Below are 20643 nucleotides of genomic sequence, written 5' to 3'. Positions count from 1 at the left end.
GCGCACCGTGAAACGGCGCGGCCCTTTCCTCATATTAAGGACAAGATATGTTCAATCACCACAAAGTGGAAATCGAATGGGGCGGCCGTCCGCTCATCCTCGAAACCGGCAAGATCGCGCGCCAGGCTGATGGCGCGGTGCTCGCCACCTACGGCGAGACCAAGGTTCTCGCCACCGTCGTTTCGATGAAAGAGCCGAAGCCCGGCCTCGATTTCTTCCCGCTGACCGTCAACTACCAGGAAAAGACCTACGCCGCCGGCAAGATCCCGGGTGGCTATTTCAAGCGCGAAGGCCGTCCGAGCGAGAAGGAAACGCTGGTTTCCCGCCTCATCGACCGCCCGATCCGCCCGCTCTTCGCCTCAGGCTACAAGAACGACACCCAGATCGTCGTCACCGTCGTCCAGCACGATCTGGAAAACGATCCCGACATCCTGTCGATCGTTGCCACCTCGGCTGCCCTGACGCTCTCGGGCGTGCCGTTCATGGGCCCGATCGGCGGCGCCCGCGTCGGCTATATCAACGGCGAATATGTGCTCAACCCGCATGTCGATGAGATGCAGGAATCGAAGCTCGACCTGGTCGTCGCCGGCACCACCGACGCCGTTCTTATGGTTGAGTCCGAAGCCAAGGAACTCGGCGAAGAGCTGATGCTCGGCGCCGTCATGTTCGGCCACAAGGGCTTCCAGCCGGTCATCGACGCCATCATCAAGCTGGCCGAAGTTGCCGCCAAGGAGCCGCGCGACTTTACCGCGCCGGATTATTCCGCGCTTGAAGCCGAAATGCTCAAGATCGTCGAAGGCGAACTTCGCGATGCCTACAAGATAACCGACAAGCAGAAGCGCTACGCCGCCGTCGACGCCGTCAAGGCCAAGGTCAAGGCTGCGTTTGCCCCGGCGGAAGGCGAAGAAGCCAAGTACGCCTCCGAGCAGATCGGCACCGTGTTCAAGGAACTCCAGGCCAAGGTTGTGCGCTGGAACATCCTCGACACAGGCTCGCGCATCGACGGCCGCGATCTCAAGACGGTCCGCAAGATCGTCTCCGAAGTCGGCGTCCTGCCGCGCACCCACGGTTCGGCGCTGTTCACCCGCGGCGAGACCCAGGCTCTGGTCGTTGCCACGCTCGGCACCGGTGAGGACGAGCAGTATGTCGACTCGCTGACCGGCATGTACAAGGAGAAGTTCCTCCTTCACTACAACTTCCCTCCCTACTCCGTCGGTGAGACCGGCCGCATGGGTTCGCCGGGCCGCCGTGAAATCGGCCATGGCAAGCTCGCCTGGCGCGCCATCCGTCCGATGCTGCCGAGCGCCGACCAATTCCCCTACACGCTGCGCGTCGTCTCGGAGATCACCGAGTCGAACGGTTCGTCGTCGATGGCGACCGTCTGCGGCACCTCGCTGGCGCTGATGGATGCCGGCGTGCCGCTGGCCAAGCCCGTCGCCGGCATCGCCATGGGCCTGATCAAGGAAGGCGAGCGCTTCGCGGTTCTGTCCGACATCCTTGGCGACGAGGATCACCTCGGCGATATGGACTTCAAGGTCGCCGGCACCGCCAACGGCATCACCTCGCTGCAGATGGACATCAAGATCGAGGGCATCACCGAGGAGATCATGAAGATCGCCCTGGACCAGGCCAAGGATGGCCGCCAGCATATCCTCGGTGAGATGGGGCACGCGCTCTCCGGCGCGCGTGCGGAACTCGGTGAGTTCGCACCGCGCATCGAAGTGATGCACATCCCGACCGACAAGATCCGCGACGTCATCGGCTCGGGCGGCAAGGTCATCCGCGAGATCGTCGAAAAGACCGGCGCCAAGATCAACATCGAGGACGACGGCACGGTCAAGATCGCTTCGTCCAACGCCAAGGAGATCGAGGCGGCGAAGAAGTGGATCCACACCATCGTCGCCGAGCCGGAAGTAGGCGAAATCTACGAAGGCACGGTCGTCAAGACCGCCGACTTCGGTGCTTTCGTGAACTTCTTCGGTCCGCGTGACGGCCTCGTCCACATCTCGCAGCTTGCCAACGACCGGGTCGCCAAGACCTCGGACGTGGTCAAGGAAGGCGACAAGGTCTGGGTCAAGCTGATGGGCTTCGACGAACGCGGCAAGGTCCGCCTGTCGATGAAGGTCGTCGACCAGGCCACCGGCAAGGAACTCGCCCGCGACAAGAAGACCGAAGGCGAAGAAAACGCCGCCTGATCGGTCTTGAGTTCATGACTCGAAGCGGGCGCGGCTTATGTCGCGCCCGTTTTCATTTTCAGCCGCTTTTTCACTTTCATATTGCAAACACAGGCTTCGTTTCGAGATCGAACAATGTCCGCCGAGCCGCTGAAGACGCTTTTTCACCCCTTTGAGGCCGAGGCTGTTCCTCTGCCGGGAAAGGGTAATCGCGCCCTGTTTCTTGGCGCTGAGCCGGGTTTTAGGCTGCCCGAAGGCTTCGAGGCAGCGCTTCACCTCGTGCAAGGCTTCCGACCGCATTTTCGCGCGCTGCAGGCTTCTGGCTTCATCGTCACCGCGCAAGCGGAAGGCGACGGCTACGATATGGCACTCGTGCTCGCTGGCCGGCATAGGGGCCTTAACGAAGTGCGCATCGCGCAGGCGCTTGAGCGCGTGGCGCCGGGCGGGCTGGTCATCGTTGCCGGCGGCAAGGATGATGGCATAGCCAGCCTGCGCAAGCGCGTTGACGAGCTTGTGCCGCTTGAGGACCATCAACCGAAATATCACGGCATCGCCTTCTGGTTACGCCGTCCTGCCGATCTGGCTGCTGCGGAAGAATTGCGCGCCGCGAACCCCGCCTTGCTGGTCGAAGGCCGGTTCCATACCGCGCCCGGCATGTTTTCCTTCGACCGGATCGATACCGGCTCGAGATTGCTGGTCGAAAACTTGCCCAATGATCTGCGTGGCAGCGTTGCCGATTTCTGCGCCGGCTGGGGCTATGTGGCGGCCGAGATCGCCGCCCGCTCACAAGGCCTGTCGGTGCTTGATCTCTACGAGGCCGAATTCGATGCGCTCGAAGCCGCGAAGCTCAATCTGGCAGGGGTTAGCCAGTCGGTCGCGAGGAACTTCTTCTGGGTCGATCTGTTGAAGGAACCGGTCGAGAAGCGCTACGACGCGATCGCCATGAACCCGCCCTTTCATCGCAGTCGGGCGGCCGAGCCGGAGATCGGCGCCGGCATGATCCGCGCTGCAGCCAAGGCCTTGAAGCCGGGTGGGCGGTTGTTCATGGTCGCCAACCGCCAGCTTCCCTACGAGCCGATCCTGTCGGCTGCCTTTTCGAGCCATGTCGAGCTCGCCCGCGACGGCATGTTCAAGGTGCTTGCCGCGCGCCGTTGATGCAATGCGTAGCATTCAATGCAGATTGGCGACGCGTCGGACCTCGTCGGTGACATGCGCGTCGCCAATTCTGATCTTGAGTGGCGCCGGCCTGCCAAACAGATAGCCCTGCACCACCTCGCAGCCGGCCGCCCGCAGCAGCGTCGCCTGGCTTTCGGTCTCGACGCCTTCGGCAATGATGCCGACGCCGAGCGCGCGCGAAAGCCCGACGATCGTCGAGACGACCGCGCCTGAGCTGGAATCCGTATCGAGGCGGCTGACGAAGGACCGGTCGATCTTCAGCTTGCCGAATGAGAAGTCGATCAGGTAGCTCAAATTGGAATAGCCGGTGCCGAAATCGTCGACGGCGACCGAGATGCCCATGTCCGCAAGCTGCTTCAGGATGGCGGCGGCGCGGTCGCGATCCTGCATCATCGCCGTCTCGGTCACTTCCAGTTCCAGCCGCGACGGTTTGATGCCGGTGCTCGTCATGGTGTCGCGCACGGTGCCGACGAAGTCCTTGGTCATGAACTGCACGGGCGAGATGTTGACGGCGACGAAGCAGTCGTCGGGCAGATGCCGGGCGTCGCTGCAAGCCTTGCGCAGCACCCATTCGCCGATCGGGCCGATCATGCCGGTTTCCTCAGCGATTGGGATGAACTCCATCGGCGGGATCATGCCGCGTTCAGGGTGCCGCCAGCGGATCAGGGCTTCATAGCCGACGATGCGGCCGGTCGGGAGGTCGAGCTGCGGCTGGTAGTGAAGATCGAAGTCACCGCGCTCGAAGGCTGTATTCAGCTCGGATTCGATCCACTGGCGATGATCGGCGACCCTGCCCATTTCGGCATGGAAGACAGACCAGTTGCCGACGCCGCTGGCGCGGGCATTCTGCAGCGCCAGATTGGAGCGGCGCAGGATGAGGACGGGATCTACGCCGTCCTTTGGCATCGCCACGATGCCCACCGACAGGCTGACCGATTGCAGGTGAGTGCTGAGTTCATAGGGCTCCATCATCTCGTCGATGAGCCTCTCGATGGTGCTTTCCAGCGACCCGGACACCTGATTGTCGGGGAGTAGAACCGCGAATTCACCGGCGCCAATGCGTCCGATCAGCGCCCGCTGCGGCACGCAGCTCTTCAATCGCTTGGTGAAGGCGCGGATCAACTCATCGCCCTGGCTGTAGCCGATGGCGTCGTTGATCTGCTTGAAGCGGTCTATGTCGATGTCGATGAGGAACATCGGCTCGCCGGTCCGGCTTGTCGCGCACGCCGCCTCGGCAATCTTGCCGACCATTGCCGGACGCGCCAAAAGGCCCGTGAGCTTGTCGAAATGGGTTTCCGTGAAGACGAAATCCGCCGATTCATCCACGCCGGCGAAGAAGGACATCGCGGCTGCCGACGCCGCCAGTGCGCAAAGCGCGGCCATCATCGCGACCATCATGTCCGCGGAGATGCCGGCAAAGCCTTCGCCGAGACCGAGCTTCAGGCCCCAGAGTCCGAGGACGAAACTGCCGAGACCCGAGCTCGCTATGGTGAGCAATCGGAACACCGGTGTTCGCTTCGGGTTGCTGACGGCCGACATTGAAAGATCCCCAGAGTACGGGGCTTTCTAGCGGATATCTCCTTAAAATGAGTTTCCGCCAATGCATCTAATTTTATTCGACCGAAAGTATTTCTTTAGAGGGTTAAAGCGCGTCGCGTTGAAACGGATTCCGCCGGCGCATCTTAAGCTTTTGTTTCATAAATGTCGTTGTCCCAAGACCGCTGCGCACGCTTGGGCGAGATGCATTAGTCTCGTCCGCCGTCGGTCTGCTTCAATTCGTCCAGCGTCGGCATGGAAACGATGTGATAGCCGGAATCGACATAGTGGATTTCGCCCGTGACGCCGGACGACAGACCCGACAACAGATAAAGCGCGGAGCCGCCGACCTCGTCGATGGTCACCGTGCGGCGCAGCGGCGAGTTGCGCTGCTGATAGGAGAACATGTGGCGGGCGTCGGAAATGCCGGCGCCGGCAAGCGTGCGCACGGGTCCAGCCGATATGCCATTGACCCTGATTCCGCGTGGACCGTAATCGTTGGCGAGATAGCGCACACTGGCCTCCAGTCCTGCCTTGGCGACGCCCATGACATTGTAGTTCGGCATGACGCGGACCGACCCCGCATAGGTCAGCGTGATCATCGATCCGCCGTCCTGCATCAGGGCGGCGGCATGGCGGGCGACCTCGGTGAAGGAGTAGCAGGAGATCACCATGGTGCGGACGAAATTATCCCGGCTGGTGTCGGCGTAGAGGCCTTTCAACTCGTTCTTGTCGGAAAAGCCGATGGCGTGGACGACGAAATCCAGCCCGCCCCATTCCTTGCCCAGGGTCTCGAACGTGGCGGCGACCGAAGCGCTGTCCTCGACGTCGCACGGCACCACCAGCGAGGCACCGAGCTTGTCCGCCAGCGGCTTGACCCGGCGCCCGAAGGCATCGCCCTGATAGGTGAAGGCGAGTTCCGCTCCATGTTCGGACAATTTCCGGGCGATGCCCCAGGCGATCGAATGATCGTTGGCGACACCCATGACAAGCCCGCGCTTGCCCTTCATCAATCCGTCCATGGCCGCCAATCCTTATTACAAAAAAAACGCTGGCCTTATGCGGAATAGCGCTGGAAAACGAGCGTCGCGTTGGTGCCGCCGAAGCCGAACGAATTAGACAAGACGGTGTCGATCCTGGCGTCGTCGATGCGCTTTCGCACGATCGGCATGCCCTCGAATTCGGGGTCGAGGGTCTCGATATGGGCGCTTTCGCCGATGAAACCACCCTGCATCATCAGGATCGAGTATATGGATTCCTGCACACCCGCCCCGCCCAGAGAATGGCCGGTCAGCGATTTTGTCGAGGTGATGTAGGGCATCTTCTCGCCGAACACCTCGCGGATCGCGCCCATTTCCTTGGAGTCACCCACCGGCGTCGATGTGCCATGGGTGTTGATGTAGTCGACCGGCGTGGAAACCGTGGCCAGCGCCTGGCGCATGCAGCGAACCGCGCCCTCGCCTGAAGGGGCAACCATGTCGTAGCCGTCCGAGGTCGCGCCGTAGCCGACGATCTCGGCGTAGATCTTGGCGCCCCGCGCCTTGGCGTGCTCAAGCTCTTCCAACACCAGCACACCCGCGCCGCCGGCGATGACGAAGCCGTCGCGATTGGCGTCGTAGGCGCGCGAAGCGGTCGATGCCTTGTCGTTAAACTTCGACGACATGGCGCCCATGGCGTCGAACAGGTCCGACATCGTCCAGTCGAGATCCTCGTGGCCGCCGGCAAAGACTATGTCCTGTTTGCCCCATTGGATCAGTTCGTAGCCATTGCCGATGCAATGCGCCGAGGTCGAACAGGCCGAAGAGATCGAATAGTTGACGCCGTGGATCTTGAACCAGGTGGCAAGCGTTGCCGATGCGGTCGACGACATTGCCTTCGGCACCGCGAACGGACCGATACGCTTGGGACTGCCGTTCTTCAGCGTGGTCTCGGCCGCCTCGAAGATGGTGCGGGTGGATGGTCCGCCCGATCCCATGACGATGCCGGTACGCTCATTGGTGATGTCGCTCTCTTCCAGGCCCGCATCCGCGATTGCCTGATCCATGGAGACGTGGTTCCAGGCTGCACCTTGGCTTAGGAAGCGCATCGCTCGGCGGTCGATCATGGCGGAAGGATCGAGCGTCGGCGCACCCCAGACCTGGCACCGGAAGCCATGCTCGGCGAACGAATCGGAGAAACTGATGCCGGATCTGGCATCATGCAGCGAGGTTTGCACCTCGTTGGCATTGTTGCCGATCGACGACACGATGCCGAGGCCTGTGACAACGACACGTCTCATTCGCAACTCCTTCCAGGGATGCTGGCCAAGGGCCGGCTAGGAATTCTGGTCAGCCGACCGTCGGCTGTTTCGACAGACCGACCTTCAAATCCGTTGCCGCGTATATGGGCTCGCCATCCGCCTTTAGCCAGCCATCGGCGATGCCGAGCACCAGCCGGCCACGCATCACGCGCTTGAAGTCGATGCCGTACTCAACCTTCTTCACCGAGGGCGTGACCATGCCCTTGAATTTCACTTCACCGGTCGACAGCGCCATTCCTTTGCCGGGTTCGCCGAGCCAGCCAAGATAGAAGCCCGTCAATTGCCACATGGCATCGAGGCCGAGGCACCCCGGCATGATCGGATTGCCGATGAAATGGCAGGCAAAGAACCACAGGTCCGGCTTGATGTCGAATTCCGCGCGGATGAAACCCTTCTCGAAGGCGCCACCCGTCTCGCTGATCTCGGTGATACGATCGAACATCAGCATGGGAGGATAGGGAAGCTGGGCATTGCCCGGTCCGAACAACTCGCCGCGGGCGCAGGCCAGCAATTCGTCGTACTCGTAGCTGGATTTACCCGTCATCAACCTCATCCCCATACCGTTCGGGCTATCGGGTGCCCTGTCGTTGGCTTCCTAACACAATCTGTTTCAGGCCGGAAACCGGCGTTTGCGCTTAACCTGCCCGTCTGCCTGGGTCAATGCGCGCTATTGATCGCATTCGGACGACAGAATATATGTCCTGAAAAGGTCCGGTATCGGCAGAAGTTCATTATTTTGCCATTCTGGACGTGTCTTGGGGCGGAACTGTGAGGTTCGACGAGAAGATGGACCTGGACGGCCGGAAGGGAAATGTGGCTGTGGACAAGCGGGTCCGTGAAGCCGGGCTGAGGCCGACGCGTCAGCGCATTGCGCTGGCCGACCTGCTTTTCGCCAAGGGCGATCGTCATTTGTCGGCCGAGGAACTGCACGAGGAAGCGGTCGCCGCCGGCGTGCCGGTATCGCTGGCCACTGTCTACAACGCCCTTCATCAGTTCACCCAGTCGGGACTGTTGCGTATCCTCGCTGTCGAGGGCGCGAAGACCTATTTCGACACCAACACCTCCGACCATCACCATTTCTATATCGAAGGCGAAAACCGCATATTCGATATCGACAGCGGTCCGGTGACGGTCGCCAACCTGCCGGAGCCACCGGAAGGGATGGAGATCGCCAATGTTGACATCGTGGTGAGGCTGCGCCCCAAGCGCCGCGAAGGATCGGCAGGAGATTGAAATCGCTTGATCTGGCAATTCGGCTGGAATGGGCCATCGTTGCGGCAGCTGCCGTCGTTTTCTACGGCTCGACTGGCATGTCGTGGTGGCTCTTCGGGGTGCTTATCCTGGTGCCGGACTTATCGATGTTCGGCTATCTGGCGGGGCCGCGCGTCGGTGCCCTTGCCTATAACGCCCTGCATATCCCGATCGTACCAGTATTCTTGCTGCTGGCCGGGCACCTGTCCGGCAATGCGACCGTGATGGCGGTCGCATTGATCTGGATCGCCCACATCGCCATCGACCGTGCGCTGGGCTACGGCCTCAAGCTGTCGACCAGCTTTCAGGACACCCATCTCGGCCGCATCGGGCGCCAAACGACCACGGTCTGATACAGGCGACCAGACTGCGTGACTACTGAACCGGTCGCATGGATTGCCGGGTTTGCCTGCCAGCAGGATCACGCTCCTGACACGGCTGCGTTGCCGTCATCGTGATTTGCCGGGCCTACATATCTGATCCCGCGTCCTCGCGATGAGGTGGTCAGTTCTTGACCCGCTCGCCGGGGTAAGCGCCCCACACAATCGACTGGGCAAGCCAGCCGGTGTGGCCATCGAACGTCATTTCGCACCACTGGCCGTCGCAGGATTTGATCGTGCCCATGACGCCAGGCTCTACCATCGCGACCACCCGAGCGTCCTTGTCGGGGCTGTTGAGAAGGTTGATCTGAGCGCCCTTGCCGCGCTGCCACGGTGCGACTATTGCCGTGCGCCGGCCGGAAAGCAGCGACTGATTGATCCAGCCTTCCGAACCATCGGCATCGCGCACGCGGCGCCATGTGTCGAATTCCTGGATGATCTCCATCGGCAGGCCGGCCTTCATATACATCCAGTCGACCGAATAGTTGGCGCCGGGGCCGACGCGTGAGTTGACGCGGCCGGATTTCAGGCTGACGAATCGCGGCAGCGGCAAACCGCTCGGCCCGACCGTGACGACGCTCTGGGCAGGTGCTGCTGCACTCTGCGCCGCGGCAAGCGGAGAATAAAGCAAAGCGCCGAGAAGTGCTCCGCTGAGGGTCAGGCGAAACGACGCGAAACCAGACACTTTCATTCCTTTCGGCGCTTGCCTGGCGGCATCGGCGCCCCTTTTTCTTTGTCTTCGGCGGCACCGCTTGTTACATGGGGTAATCGGCACCGCGACCGGCTTTCAGTTTCGCCGGTCTTGGTTAAAGAGGTCTCAACGAGATCGGGGTACGAGGAAACAATGGCAGGCAAAAAGAAGCCTCTCGTCGTCATCACGCGAAAGCTGCCCGACCCGGTCGAGACCCGCATGCGCGAACTGTTCGACGCCCGGCTGAATGTTGAGGACAGGCCGATGACGCAGCCGGAACTGGTTGCGGCGGTCAAGGAGGCCGACGTGCTGGTGCCGACGGTGACCGACCAGATCGACGCGGCACTGATCGCCCAGGCCGGCGACAACCTCAAGCTGATCGCCAATTTCGGCAATGGCGTCGACAAGATCGATGTCGAGGCCGCGGCCAAGAGGGGCATCACTGTCACCAACACGCCCAATGTGCTGACCGAGGACACCGCCGACATGACTATGGCGCTGATGCTGGCGTTGCCGCGGCGGCTGGCGGAAGGCGCCAACGTGCTCACCGGCGACAAGAAATGGGCCGGCTGGTCGCCGACCTGGATGCTTGGCCGACGCATTTGGGGCAAACGGCTGGGCATCGTCGGCATGGGGCGCATTGGCACGGCGGTTGCCAGGCGGGCCAAGGCGTTCGGCCTCTCGATCCACTACCATAACCGCCATCGCGTGCTGCCTGACGTCGAAGACGGGCTGGAGGCGACCTATTGGGAAAGCCTCGACCAGATGCTGGCCCGCATGGATATCATTTCGGTCAATTGCCCTTCGACGCCGGCGACCTTCCATCTGCTTTCGGCGCGGCGGCTGGCGCTGATGCAGCCCACGGCCTATATCGTCAACACCGCGCGCGGCGACATCATCGACGAGGAAGCGTTGGTCAGGCTCATCCAGGACGGCAAGATTGCCGGAGCCGGCCTCGATGTCTATGAGCACGAACCGGCTTTGAACAGCAAGCTGCTGAAGCTCGCCGCCAAGCACAAGGTCGTGCTGTTGCCGCACATGGGCTCGGCGACGCTCGAAGGCCGCATCGATATGGGCGAAAAGGTCATCATCAACATACGCGCTTTCGTCGACGGACACCGCCCGCCGGACCGCGTGCTGCCGCTCAGAACCTGACGCAATCGAAACGCAGAATGAAAGACCAGGCTTACACAAGCACCTTGCGCATGGTGATCGAGGTCGGCTTGAAGTAGCCCTCATGCGCCGTCCGTTCGGTTTCATGAAAGCCGAGTCGGGCAAAGGCTGCATGGTTTGCGGTCAGCTCGACCCGCGTCTGAAGCTCGAGCGCCGCCTTGCCGCGGCTTAGGGCAAGGTCTTCGACCGCCTGCATCAACCGCCGGCCAATACCTTGTCCCTGGCAGTCCGGCGCCACGGCGAGCTTGCCGACATAGAGTTCCGCCACCTTTTCAAGGGTAAAGATACAGCCGACGATCCCGCCGTCCTTGAGTGCCACGAAGCCGGTCTCCCGCCGCGCCTTGTCCCGTAGAGTATCGGCGGTCAGCAGGCGGGCAGAGGAGGGTGGGTCGATCACGCCGTCCATGGAGGCGAAGGCGCGCATGATCAGTGCGAGCACATCGTCCCAACGGTCGAAATCGGCCGAAATCTGTGTGATGGAGACAGCTTCAGTCTGTTCCACGGGATCAGTTTCTCTTGTAGCGGATCGTGTCGAAACGCGCCGCCAGCCCATCATAGAGCAGCAGCCTGCCGACCAGCGGCTCGCCGACGCCGGTGATCAGCTTGATCGCCTCCATTGCTTGCAGCGTGCCGACGACACCGGTCAGCGCTCCAAGCACGCCGGCTTCGGCACAGGACGGCACCAGCCCAGGCGGTGGCGCCTCGGGAAACAGGTCGCGGTAGCTCGGATTGGGCTTGCCGTCCTTGCCGTCTTCGAATGGTTTCAAAACCGTCACCGAGCCATCGAAGCGTCCGACGGCGGCATGAACCAACGGTTTCCCAGCGCTCGCGCAGGCATCGGCCACCGCGTAGCGGGTTTCGAAATTGTCGGAACCGTCGACGACGATGTCATAGCCGGCGACGAGGACAGGGGCATTGTCCGCAGTCAGCCGGAATGTGTGCGTTTCGACGCTGGTGTTGGGATTGATGCGGGCGATTGCCGCCTTGGCGCTGTCGGTTTTCAGCATGCCGACACTGTCCGTGCCGTGAATGACCTGGCGCTGCAGGTTGGAGAGCGAAATGGTGTCGTCATCGACCACGCCGAGCGTGCCGACGCCGGCTGCGGCAAGATATTCAAGCACCGGCGCGCCCAGCCCGCCGGCGCCGATGACCAGCACTCGCGCCTGTTTCAGCCTCTGCTGGCCAACGCCGCCGATCTCGGGCAGCACGATGTGGCGGGCATAGCGTTCGATCTCGTCGGCGGTCAGGGCGGCAGGGGTCATCGCCGGATCATATAGCGGCTGCAAAATCCTGTCAGGGGCTAATGCATGTCGCCCAAAAGTGTAGAGCGGTTTTGGGACAACGACATGCATAATCTCATGCACGTCGCCCAAAAGTGTGGAGCGGTTTTTGGGACAGAGTTAGATCGTTGGCCCAACTGTGCCGTGGTCGACAGTCAGGAATTGCGCACGCCCCTTGAGACTGGAAAAAAGCGCAGCATCGGTTCCGGTCATGAACACCTGGCAGTTCAATTCTTCAAGGATGGAAAACAGCGCCGCGCGCCGCCCGCCATCGAGATGCGCGGCGATCTCGTCGAGCAGCATGATAGGTGTCATGCCCGACATTTCCCCAGTCAGCCGGGCATGTGACAGCACGATGCCGACCAGCAGCGCCTTTTGCTCGCCTGTCGAACAGAGCTCGGCCGGCATCGCCTTGGGACGGTGCCGCACCACCAGATCGGAACGGTGTGGCCCTTCGAGCGTGCGCCCGGCGGCACAGTCGCGGTCGCGGCCGTCTGCAAGCGTCCGGCGGAAGCTCTCCTCGACATCGACTGCCGGTGTGCTGGAAACCGCGGCCTCCAGGTCTCCTGAAAGGCCGATATCGGCCTGCGGAAACGGCCCCGTGTCAGGCAACCTGTCGATCATCGCGGCGAGCAGCCGCACCATCTCGGCCCGCGCCGCGGCGATCGCCACCCCGGTTTCTGCCATCTGCGTCTCGATCGCGTCGAACCAGCGGTCGTCTCGAGACCCATCTGTAAGCAGACGGTTACGACTGCGCATCGCTTTCTCGTAGTCGATCGCACGTTGCCCGTGGCGGGGGTCGATCGCCAGCACCAGCCGGTCGAGAAAGCGCCGGCGATCCGCGGCCGGCCCGGTGAACAACGCGTCCATCGCCGGCGTCAGCCACACCACGCGCAGCCATTCCAGCATGTCCTCGGCCGAACGCGCCGAAGCTCCGTTGATGCGCACCCGCCTGCCGCCTTCGCCGGGGTTGTCGCCACCGGAAATGCCTGTTCCGATCTCGACCTGGCCGTCAGGCCCGTCGAGCCGTGCATGCAGGGCAAAGCCGCCGTCGCCGCCCTCGCGAGCGACGTCAGCGTAAGGGGTGCGGCGCAAGCCACGCCCAGGTGTCAGAAGGGAGATCGCTTCGAGGAGATTGGTCTTGCCGGCACCGTTGTCGCCGGAAAAAACCACGGCGCCCGGCGCCAGATCGATCGTCAGCGTCGCGTAATTGCGAAAGTTAGTAAGTGTAAGCTTACTTATGTGGGTCTGTGCCGGCAACCGCTATCCGCCTGTAGAGCGTTCATCGTTTCACGGAAACGCCGAACCGCTCTATCTCTTTGTTTCGACGCAATTCCGGACGGAAAGCCGTTTCACACCTTTCCTGGAACTGCTCTGGAAGTCGCCGCAACCATCATTCTCGTAGCCGGTCCCGGCTGCAGAGCCGGGCTGATGACTCGGCCGAGGCTACACTCGCATCGGCATCAGCACATAGAGTGCAGTTTCGTCGGCCATGTCGTGGATCAGCGTCGGCGAACCGGCGTCGGCCAGCATGAACTTGGCCTCCGTGCCGGTCAGTTGCGCGGCAACGTCGAGCAGATACTTGGCATTGAAGCCGATTTCGATCGGATCGGACGAATAGTCGGCGGCCAGTTCCTCGGTGGCGCTGCCTGAATCCGGATTGTTGACCGCAAGCGTCACCTGACCCTCGCTGATCGAAAGCTTCACCGCGCGGCCGCGCTCGGAAGAGATGGTCGACACGCGATCGACCGCGGCGGCAAAACTCTGGCGGTCGATGATCAGCTTCTTGTCGTTGCCGGTCGGAATGACCCGCTGATAATCGGGGAAGGTGCCGTCTATCAGCTTCGAGGTCAAAATTACGCTGCCGATGGTGAAGCGGATCTTGGTGTCCGACAGTTCAGTGGTCACCGCGACATCCGGATCGTCCACCAGCTTCTGTAGCTCGCTCACCGTCTTGCGTGGAATGATGATGCCCGGCATGCCCTCGGAACCCGCCGGCGCGTCGATCTCGGCGCGCGCCAGGCGGTGGCCGTCGGTCGCCACGGAACGAAGCTTCAGCTTGCCGCCGACCTCATGCGTGTGCAGGTAGATGCCGTTCAGGTAATAGCGTGTCTCTTCGGTGGAGATGGCGAACTGGGTCTTCTCGATCAGGCCTTTCAAGCCAACCGACTCGAGACGGAAGATATGCGAGAACGATCCGGCCGAAAGCTCCGGGAAGTCGGATTGTGGCAGGCACTGAAGGCGGAAGCTCGATCGGCCTGACGTCACCGTCATGGCATTGCCGTCCTCGTCCGTCTTAAGCATCACCTCGGCGCCATCGGCGAGCTTGCGCACGATGTCGTAGAGCAGATGTGCCGGAACCGTCGTCGCCCCGCCGCGCTCCACTTTGGCGGGCGTCGCTTCCGTCACCTCGAGGTCGAGGTCGGTCGCCTTCATTTCAAGGCTGGCGCCTTCGGCGCTGAGCAGCACGTTGGACAGGATCGGTATAGTGTTGCGCCGTTCGACCACACGGTGGACGTGGTTGAGCGACTTCAGGAGATTTGACCGTTCCAGGATAACACGCATGACGAAACAAGCTCGCTTGAATGAATGACGGGGTCACCAGTAAGCGGCACCCCGCGAAAGGTCTGAACAGGCTCAGAATCTGCGTAGACTGACAGGAAAAAATCAGCGAACGCAAGCCCGCGCGACCGGTTCGGGCCGGCTACGCGGGCTTTCTGGGGATAAAGCGTGCCAAGTCCGCGCGCCGGTGTCGCAAAACCGAAATCCGGGTCGATTCCATGCGCCGCCACGAGCCCGTTCCGGGCCCGAGCCGCACTGGCAAGCCATTGAATTCCGGCGTTGTTCCGGTTCGCCCCAGTCCGGTCAGGCCTGATCGTTGATCAACCGCCTCAACAACTCGAGTTCCTGCGCCAGCGTGTTGTCGTTGCCAGAAAGGTCCTCGATCTTGCGCACGGCATGCAGCACCGTGGTGTGATCGCGGCCGCCGAAACGCCGTCCGATCTCGGGCAGCGAGCGCGGCGTCATCACCTTCGACAGGTACATGGCGACCTGCCGCGGCTTGACGATGGTGCGCGTGCGCCGGTTGGACAGCAATTCGGTCTTCGACACATTATAGTGGCGCGCGACGATGCGCTGGATGTCCTCGATGCGGACCCGCTTCGGTTCACCGGTGCGATAGATGTGGCCGAGGATTTCGTCGATGCGGTCGATGGTGATCTGCGGCTCGAAGGATTGACGAAACAGCAGCTGGTTGAAGGCGCCTTCCAGTTCACGTCCGCTGCCGGTCACGGTACGGGCAACGTGATTGAGGATCTCTTCCGAAATATTCAGCGACCCGTCATCGACCCTGGCGGTGGCAAGGCGCAATTTGAGCATGCCAAGGCGCATGGAGAAATCGGGCGCCGACATTTCAAGCGCGACGCCGCCATTGAGGCGCGAGCGGACCCGCGGTTCAAGCGATTCCAGTTCCGACGGCGGCCGGTCGGCGGCAACGACGACCTGCTTGGCGCTGTCGAGCAACATGTTGATCAGGTGGCAGAACTCATGCTGGATGGACTTGCCCTGCAGGAATTGCATGTCATCGATGATGAGCAGGTCGATGTCGCGCAGCTGCTCCTTGAGCGTCAGCGCGTTGTTGTCGCGGATTGCGGTGGCAAAGCGCCACATGAAATACTCGGCCGTGAGATAGACGACGCGCGACTTTGGATTCTGCTTCAGCGATTCCGCCGCGATAGCCTGCAGCAGATGTGTCTTGCCGAGACCGACGGTTGCGTGAAGGAAAAGCGGGTTGAAACGCACCGCGCTCGATTGCGATTCCGCCACTGCCTTGGCGGCGGCGAAGGCCACCCGGTTCGACGGTCCCTCGATGAAGGAGCTGAATGTGTAGCGAGGATCAAGCGGTGACCCCAGCACATTGTGCCGGAATTCGCTCTCGACCGGTGTGCCCGGACGCGGGACCGGTGCACGCTCTGTCCGGCCGGGGCTGACGGTGCCGGCGGCGAGCGCAGTCTGCGTCTGGCGGGTCATCTTGCGTGCCGGCACCACCTCCGCCTCGGCCTGGCTACGGCCCTGGCGGGTCGCCGTGCGCACGACGATGTCGATCTTGAGGAGACCCGGATCCTCCTGCTTCCACAGCTCTGAGATGAGGTCGAGGTAATGTCCGTTGATCCATGAGCGCAGGAATGCCGTGGGCACCGAGATGCGGACAATGCCCTTGGAAGCTTCCGCGACCTTCATGCGGCCAAACCAGCTAGAATAAACTTCGGTTCCCAGACGCGCCTTCAACTGGGCTTTCACCCGGTCGAATTTCTGTTCCGCGTCATTGGGGACCGCCATGTCGCTTGCTCCGATCAAAGTTCCAGGAAATGGGAGGTCGCCCGCAAGCTCCCTTTCGATGCCGCTCTGCATGATCTTTTCCTTGTCCTTCCGTACCTGTTTTCCACCGGGGATGCGCCTCCTGCATCCGGTTCCGGCGACTGCGTCTTCGCTACGATGTCCGCTGCCGCCGCCGGCAGATGAACGTCGCCCACTATCAGCGGGAACCGGTGCCGGCCCATGGAAGCCAGTCCGCGTTGGGTATGTCAGGGCAACACAACACCGTCCGGCGAAAAGAGCGCCGGCCGCCGTCTACCTGCCATGTCTAGTTACGCCAGTCCCCTACCGTATCGAAAAAAGACAAGCCAAATCGGTCCGCGGACTTGATCCGCGTTGCAAATCCCGCCAATTTAAGCTGGCCGATTCAGGCTGGGTTTAAGGCCCAGAGCCCGTCCCTTTCGATGGATCGACATTACCGAAATCGCTGTGGATAGGGCAAGGCCACGTCTAACGGATTTTTAAGGAATCTGGTTACTGGAGGCGAGTTCGAGCGGCGTACCGCAACGGCACATTTTAACAAAGCCATTGTGATTCAAACCCTTTTCCGGCGAATATGAAAAACCGCGCGCTGAGAGAAATATTCTGAAATAATTCACTTGACAGCCACTTGTCCCCCATCGCTCCGGCTCGATGTGGACAAGCTGTGGATCACCGCCGGTAAATGTCTGAAAATTAAAGACTATTTCTGGTAGCTAAGAATCTTTAAGTCGGCCCATTTCAAGCATGCTGACCAAGTGCAGGCATGCATACGCCGGCAAAGTATTCCCAATGGACAAATCCGCATAGAACGTCGTTTTCGGACATTCTTTTTAAGTGCTTGCCGGCAAACGAAAAAACCCGGCACAAACGGCCGGGTTCGAAGAACATCAGTCTAGGCAAGTAATGTTAGGCTGACAGGACTTTGACCCGTTGAGCCAGTCGCGACACCTTGCGGGACGCCGTGTTCTTGTGGATCACGCCCTTGGTTGCGGCGCGCATCAATTCCGGCTCCGCGATCTTGAACGCAGCCTGCGCGGCGGCCTTGTCACCGGAGGCAAGCGCCTCTTCGACCTGGCGGATATAGGTACGCACGCGCGAACGGCGGTTCTTGTTGATCGCTGCGCGGCGTACGATCTTGCGCGTTGCCTTTTTGGCCGAGGATGTATTGGCCATGATGCCTCTCTTCTGATCTGGTCGGCGCATGCGGGATGCCGCAGGGCGCAAAAAACAAACGGGCAGCCACGGGGCCGCCTCGGTTGGTGCGGCTTATAGTGCAGCTTTTCCGGCGCGTCAACGCTGCCCGGCCTTCTTTTTGGCGGCCAACAGCCAACTTCTTCCCAGCCAAAGGATTGGCATCAGCGGTTGGTGAAATTCGGCTTCCGCTTCTCGGCGAAAGCCGCCATGCCTTCCTTCTGATCGTCCAGTGCGAACAGCGAGTGAAACAGTCGGCGCTCGAACCGCAAGCCCTCGGCAAGCGTCGTCTCGAAGGAGCGGTTGACAGCCTCCTTTGCCATCATCACCGATGGCAGCGAGAAACTGGCGATCTTGGCGGCCGCCTTCAGCGCCTCATCGACAAGATCGGCGGCGGGCACGACCCGCGACACGAGGCCCGAACGCTCCGCCTCGGCGGCATCCATCATCCGTCCCGTCAGGCACATGTCCATCGCCTTTGCCTTGCCGACGAAGCGGGTCAGCCGCTGCGATCCACCCATGCCTGGGATGACGCCGAGCGTGATTTCGGGCTGGCCGAACTTTGCCGTGTCGGCGGCAATGATGAAATCGCACATCATCGCCAACTCGCAGCCGCCACCGAGTGCATAGCCGGCGACCGCCGCGATAACAGGCTTTCGCGCCCGCGTAAGTTCCTCCCAGCCGACGAAGAAGTCTTGGGCGTAGGCGTCCGCATAAGAGATAGACTGCATCTCCTTGATGTCGGCGCCGGCGGCGAAAGCCTTTTCGGAACCGGTGATGACCATGGCGCCGATACCGGCATCGGCACTGAAGCCGTTCACGGCTGCGACCACTTCGGTCAGGATCTGCGAATTCAACGCATTGAGCGCCTGCGGCCGGTTCAGCCTGATCAGTCCGACCTTGCCATGCGTTTCGGTGATGATCGCTTCATAGGTCATGGCTGCTTCTCCTTGCTCGCGCTCGTCTAACTCACCGCTGACATGTCCGGCAATAGAACGTCGATCGGCCGCTCTGCACGATCCGTTCGATGTGGCCGCTGCAACCGGGCTTCGAACAGGCCTCTCCTTCGCGATCGTAGACCGCGAAGGAATGCTGGAAATAGCCCAGTGACCCATCGGTCTGCATATAGTCACGCAGTGAGGACCCACCCGCAGCGATCGCATCTGATATCACCGAGCGAATTGCCTGGGCGAGTTGTTCGCTTTGAGCATGGCCTTTCTTTCCCGGTTTGGCGATCGTGCCCGCCTCGCGCAGCGGCGATAGGCCGGCGCGCCACAGCGCCTCGGAGACATAGATGTTGCCGAGCCCGGCGATCAGTCGCTGGTCGAGAAGCGCTGCCTTCAGTGGTGATCGCCGCCCTTTCATCAACGAGGCAAGCAGTACGCCGTCCAATGTGTTGCCCGTTGGCTCAACGCCGAGCCCGGCCAGCATCGGGTGAACGTCCGGCGATCCTTCCGCAAACAACATGAAACCGAAGCGGCGTGGGTCGTTGAAGATCACGCGGGATCGGACGCCCGCCGGAGATACGACATGGAAGACGACGTGGTCGTGATTGGAACTCTTCGAGCGGTCATGCTGGAAGATGCCAGGCATGTCGCTGCCGTCCGTCGTCTCGATGCGGAATGAGCCCGACATGCCGAGATGGCAGATCAGCACCGGACCGCCTTCCAGGTCCATCGTCAGATATTTGGCCCGGCGGCCGAGGGCCGTGATCGTCTTGCCGGTCAGCCGCTGCGAGAACTTCTCGGGAAATGGAAAGCGCAAATCCGGTCGGCGCGCCTCGACACGGGCAATGGTGGCGCCTTCCAGGACCGGCTGCAGTCCACGCCGGACGGTTTCGACCTCCGGCAATTCAGGCATGGCCGCCAATCGCCGTATAGAAGGAAGTGCCGTAACGGCCGTGCGCCAGCCCAAGATGCTCGGCCACCGTTTCACCGATGTCGGCGAATGTCGTTCTCAGCCCGATGTCGCCGCCCTTGAAACCCGGTCCGGTGCCGATCACCGGAATGCGCTCGCGCGTATGATCGGTACCGCGCCAGGTCGGATCGTTGCCGTGATCGGCCGTCAGGATGAGAAGATCGCCCTGCCGCAGCCTTGCAAATGCTTCCGGCAGTCGCCGGTCGAACGCTTCGAGCGCGGCAGCATAGCCTGCAACATCGCGGCGATGGCCGAATTCGGTGTCGAAGTCGACGAAATTGGCGAAGACGAGATCACCGTTGCCGGCATCATCCATCGCGCCCAGCGCCTCGTTGAACATCGCCATATTGCCCGCCGCCTTGCGCTCCTGCGAAATCCCGCGATGGGCGAAGATGTCGCCGATCTTGCCGATGGCGATGACACGGCTACCACGCGCCGTCAGCCGGTCGAGCAGGGTCGGCTCCGGCGGTGGCACGGCGTAGTCATGGCGGTTGTAGGTTCGCTCGAAAGTGGCGGCGGTTTCGCCGACGAAAGGCCGCGCGATAACCCGTCCGATCCTCAGCGGGTCGACCAGCCTGCGCACCACCTTGCAGAATTCATAAAGCCGCTCGAGGCCGAAATGGACTTCATGCGCGGCGATCTGCAGCACCGAGTCGACAGACGTATAGCAGATCGGCATGCCGGTACGGATGTGCTCCTCGCCGAGCCGCTCGATGATCTGGGTGCCCGGCGCATGACAATTGCCGAGAATGCCCGGCACCTTGCCTTCGCGGATCATCGCCTCGGTCAGCTCGGCCGGAAAGGCGGGAACCGTATCCGGGAAATAGCCCCAGTCGAAGCGCACCGGCAGGCCGGCGATTTCCCAATGGCCCGACGGTGTGTCCTTGCCGCTTGAAACCTCCTGCGCGGCGCCGTGGAAGGCAGTGGTAAGCAGATCTGTCCCGCTACTGGCAAAGCCCAGTCCCGTCGCGGTTTCGGCAGCCTTGCCAAGCCCGAGCGAGGCCATGTGGGGGACAAACAGCGGTCCACTGCGAAGCCCTTCGCGATCCGCGCGGCCTTCTGCGCAGGCCTCGGTGATGTGCGCGAATGTGTTGGCGCCGGCATCGCCGTATCGATCGGCGTCGGTGGCGCCACCGATGCCGACGGAGTCCAGAACGAAGAGGAAAGCGCGCGCCATCGAGTTGTTGCCAGTTTGAATGACCAGACATAGGGTTCCGCG

19 protein-coding genes are annotated in these 20643 nt (G+C 61.8%); 5 read left to right on the top strand and 14 right to left on the bottom strand.

Annotated elements, in window-relative coordinates; all coding sequences use genetic code 11:
• The first annotated feature begins 47 nt into the window (after positions 1-47).
• Together pnp and NKJ01_RS07020 are read left to right on the top strand one after the other, a co-directional pair.
• Complete coding sequence (gene pnp, locus NKJ01_RS07025; RefSeq protein WP_023758110.1) at positions 48-2195, top strand: polyribonucleotide nucleotidyltransferase; 2148 nt, start codon at positions 48-50, stop codon at positions 2193-2195.
• Positions 2196-2309: 114 nt separating this feature from the next.
• Positions 2310-3329: a class I SAM-dependent methyltransferase gene (locus NKJ01_RS07020; RefSeq protein WP_352727034.1), complete on the top strand. Its 1020-nt coding sequence runs from the start codon at positions 2310-2312 to the stop codon at positions 3327-3329.
• Between the two features lie 15 nt (positions 3330-3344).
• Here the strand turns inward: NKJ01_RS07020 and NKJ01_RS07015 are convergent, their stop codons facing one another.
• From NKJ01_RS07015 to fabA, 4 genes are all read right to left on the bottom strand, one after another.
• Positions 3345-4889, bottom strand: a complete 1545-nt coding sequence (locus NKJ01_RS07015) for a putative bifunctional diguanylate cyclase/phosphodiesterase (protein WP_352727033.1) — start codon at positions 4887-4889, stop codon at positions 3345-3347.
• Between the two features lie 206 nt (positions 4890-5095).
• Entirely contained in the window at positions 5096-5908 is an 813-nt protein-coding gene (fabI, locus tag NKJ01_RS07010) for an enoyl-ACP reductase FabI (protein ID WP_023758108.1), read from the bottom strand.
• 35 nt (positions 5909-5943) lie between these two features.
• Positions 5944-7164, bottom strand: coding sequence for a beta-ketoacyl-ACP synthase I (gene fabB, locus NKJ01_RS07005; protein ID WP_352601429.1), 1221 nt, complete (start codon positions 7162-7164; stop codon positions 5944-5946).
• A 49-nt stretch (positions 7165-7213) separates the two neighbouring features.
• On the bottom strand, positions 7214-7729 hold the full coding sequence (fabA, locus tag NKJ01_RS07000; protein WP_023758106.1) for a 3-hydroxyacyl-[acyl-carrier-protein] dehydratase FabA: 516 nt from the start codon (positions 7727-7729) through the stop codon (positions 7214-7216).
• Between the two features lie 242 nt (positions 7730-7971).
• Between fabA and irrA the strand changes: the two genes are divergently transcribed.
• Together irrA and NKJ01_RS06990 are read left to right on the top strand one after the other, a co-directional pair.
• A complete protein-coding gene (irrA, locus tag NKJ01_RS06995; RefSeq protein WP_352601427.1) occupies positions 7972-8418 on the top strand; it encodes an iron response transcriptional regulator IrrA in 447 nt (148 codons plus the stop codon).
• Positions 8415-8789 carry a DUF4260 domain-containing protein gene (locus NKJ01_RS06990; RefSeq protein ID WP_023758104.1) on the top strand — a complete coding sequence of 125 codons (375 nt, stop codon included), beginning with the start codon at positions 8415-8417 and terminating at the stop codon, positions 8787-8789. The genes irrA and NKJ01_RS06990 overlap by 4 nt, the downstream gene beginning before the upstream one ends.
• A gap of 151 nt (positions 8790-8940) precedes the next feature.
• Here the strand turns inward: NKJ01_RS06990 and NKJ01_RS06985 are convergent, their stop codons facing one another.
• Positions 8941-9501, bottom strand: coding sequence for an SH3 domain-containing protein (locus NKJ01_RS06985; protein ID WP_023758103.1), 561 nt, complete (start codon positions 9499-9501; stop codon positions 8941-8943).
• Between the two features lie 159 nt (positions 9502-9660).
• Here NKJ01_RS06985 and NKJ01_RS06980 point away from each other — a divergent pair, with 159 nt between their 5' ends.
• Positions 9661-10662, top strand: a complete 1002-nt coding sequence (locus NKJ01_RS06980) for a 2-hydroxyacid dehydrogenase (RefSeq protein ID WP_023758102.1) — start codon at positions 9661-9663, stop codon at positions 10660-10662.
• Positions 10663-10693: 31 nt separating this feature from the next.
• Here the strand turns inward: NKJ01_RS06980 and NKJ01_RS06975 are convergent, their stop codons facing one another.
• The 9 genes from NKJ01_RS06975 to NKJ01_RS06935 all read right to left on the bottom strand — a co-directional run bounded on the left by NKJ01_RS06975 (position 10694) and on the right by NKJ01_RS06935 (position 20601).
• On the bottom strand, positions 10694-11182 hold the full coding sequence (locus NKJ01_RS06975) for a GNAT family N-acetyltransferase (protein ID WP_352727031.1): 489 nt from the start codon (positions 11180-11182) through the stop codon (positions 10694-10696).
• A 4-nt stretch (positions 11183-11186) separates the two neighbouring features.
• Positions 11187-11942: a molybdopterin-synthase adenylyltransferase MoeB gene (locus NKJ01_RS06970; RefSeq protein ID WP_352727029.1), complete on the bottom strand. Its 756-nt coding sequence runs from the start codon at positions 11940-11942 to the stop codon at positions 11187-11189.
• Between the two features lie 138 nt (positions 11943-12080).
• Positions 12081-13220 (bottom strand): DNA replication/repair protein RecF, encoded by a 1140-nt coding sequence (gene recF / locus NKJ01_RS06965; RefSeq protein WP_352727027.1) that lies wholly within the window; start codon positions 13218-13220, stop codon positions 12081-12083.
• A gap of 186 nt (positions 13221-13406) precedes the next feature.
• Positions 13407-14525: a DNA polymerase III subunit beta gene (gene dnaN / locus NKJ01_RS06960; RefSeq protein WP_023758098.1), complete on the bottom strand. Its 1119-nt coding sequence runs from the start codon at positions 14523-14525 to the stop codon at positions 13407-13409.
• 300 nt (positions 14526-14825) lie between these two features.
• The gene (gene dnaA / locus NKJ01_RS06955) at positions 14826-16298 is read right to left on the bottom strand and encodes a chromosomal replication initiator protein DnaA (RefSeq protein WP_352727025.1); all 1473 of its coding nucleotides are present in this window, start codon (positions 16296-16298) and stop codon (positions 14826-14828) included.
• A 924-nt stretch (positions 16299-17222) separates the two neighbouring features.
• Complete coding sequence (rpsT, locus tag NKJ01_RS06950) at positions 17223-17489, bottom strand: 30S ribosomal protein S20 (RefSeq protein ID WP_013533694.1); 267 nt, start codon at positions 17487-17489, stop codon at positions 17223-17225.
• 182 nt (positions 17490-17671) lie between these two features.
• Positions 17672-18445, bottom strand: coding sequence for an enoyl-CoA hydratase (locus NKJ01_RS06945; protein WP_023758096.1), 774 nt, complete (start codon positions 18443-18445; stop codon positions 17672-17674).
• A gap of 31 nt (positions 18446-18476) precedes the next feature.
• Positions 18477-19367, bottom strand: coding sequence for a bifunctional DNA-formamidopyrimidine glycosylase/DNA-(apurinic or apyrimidinic site) lyase (gene mutM, locus NKJ01_RS06940; RefSeq protein WP_023758095.1), 891 nt, complete (start codon positions 19365-19367; stop codon positions 18477-18479).
• The gene (locus NKJ01_RS06935; RefSeq protein WP_352727024.1) at positions 19360-20601 is read right to left on the bottom strand and encodes a phosphopentomutase; all 1242 of its coding nucleotides are present in this window, start codon (positions 20599-20601) and stop codon (positions 19360-19362) included. Before NKJ01_RS06935 ends, mutM begins: the two co-directional genes overlap by 8 nt.
• Positions 20602-20643: the final 42 nt, after the last annotated feature.

Source organism: Mesorhizobium sp. M0276 (assembly GCF_040321755.1).
Lineage (GTDB): Bacteria > Pseudomonadota > Alphaproteobacteria > Rhizobiales > Rhizobiaceae > Mesorhizobium.
This window is presented reverse-complemented; position numbering and strand designations above follow the sequence as displayed.

Coding starts and splice junctions, on each gene's coding strand:
- irrA (WP_352601427.1), top strand. CDS start 7,972: ATGGACCTGGACGGCCGGAAGGGAAATGTGGCTGTGGACAAGCGGGTC.
- fabA (WP_023758106.1), bottom strand. CDS start 7,729: ATGACGGGTAAATCCAGCTACGAGTACGACGAATTGCTGGCCTGCGCC.
- dnaA (WP_352727025.1), bottom strand. CDS start 16,298: ATGGCGGTCCCCAATGACGCGGAACAGAAATTCGACCGGGTGAAAGCC.
- fabI (WP_023758108.1), bottom strand. CDS start 5,908: ATGGACGGATTGATGAAGGGCAAGCGCGGGCTTGTCATGGGTGTCGCC.
- dnaN (WP_023758098.1), bottom strand. CDS start 14,525: ATGCGTGTTATCCTGGAACGGTCAAATCTCCTGAAGTCGCTCAACCAC.
- NKJ01_RS07020 (WP_352727034.1), top strand. CDS start 2,310: ATGTCCGCCGAGCCGCTGAAGACGCTTTTTCACCCCTTTGAGGCCGAG.
- fabB (WP_352601429.1), bottom strand. CDS start 7,164: ATGAGACGTGTCGTTGTCACAGGCCTCGGCATCGTGTCGTCGATCGGC.
- mutM (WP_023758095.1), bottom strand. CDS start 19,367: ATGCCTGAATTGCCGGAGGTCGAAACCGTCCGGCGTGGACTGCAGCCG.
- rpsT (WP_013533694.1), bottom strand. CDS start 17,489: ATGGCCAATACATCCTCGGCCAAAAAGGCAACGCGCAAGATCGTACGC.
- NKJ01_RS06935 (WP_352727024.1), bottom strand. CDS start 20,601: ATGGCGCGCGCTTTCCTCTTCGTTCTGGACTCCGTCGGCATCGGTGGC.
- NKJ01_RS06970 (WP_352727029.1), bottom strand. CDS start 11,942: ATGACCCCTGCCGCCCTGACCGCCGACGAGATCGAACGCTATGCCCGC.
- NKJ01_RS06945 (WP_023758096.1), bottom strand. CDS start 18,445: ATGACCTATGAAGCGATCATCACCGAAACGCATGGCAAGGTCGGACTG.
- NKJ01_RS06980 (WP_023758102.1), top strand. CDS start 9,661: ATGGCAGGCAAAAAGAAGCCTCTCGTCGTCATCACGCGAAAGCTGCCC.
- NKJ01_RS07015 (WP_352727033.1), bottom strand. CDS start 4,889: ATGTCGGCCGTCAGCAACCCGAAGCGAACACCGGTGTTCCGATTGCTC.
- pnp (WP_023758110.1), top strand. CDS start 48: ATGTTCAATCACCACAAAGTGGAAATCGAATGGGGCGGCCGTCCGCTC.